The sequence below is a fragment of the Bacillus sp. GbtcB14 genome, from assembly GCF_019091205.1.
Lineage (GTDB): Bacteria > Bacillota > Bacilli > Bacillales > Bacillaceae_G > Bacillus_A > Bacillus_A cereus_AG.
In genome coordinates, this window is sequence record NZ_JAGXJT010000204.1 from 1 (window position 1) to 256 (window position 256).

Genomic DNA, 256 nt, shown 5'->3' on the forward strand with positions numbered 1-256 from the left:
ATGACGCTCAATCCAGCACAAGAAATCTTGCATGCCTCCATTCATGACAAATGACTAGTGGACTTTGCTTGCTCCTTTCACCTGATGTTTGTTTGGGAATTCTTCACAATGTACACTCCAAGGATGCTTGGTCATGTTTCTGTTGGAAACGCTGCTCCATGCCAAGTTGTCGGGATTGGTACTGTGAAGATACGAATGTTTGATGGGGTCATTCGAACATTGACGGACGTGCGACATGTACCTGACATGGTTAGGA

General features: G+C 45.3%; 1 protein-coding gene. It reads left to right on the plus strand.

Annotation, left to right across the window (positions count from 1 at the left end):
* Positions 1-57: 57 nt before the first annotated feature.
* The coding region (locus tag KVT31_RS31150; protein ID WP_483297958.1) for a hypothetical protein at positions 58-256 on the plus strand (199 nt) is incomplete at its 3' end.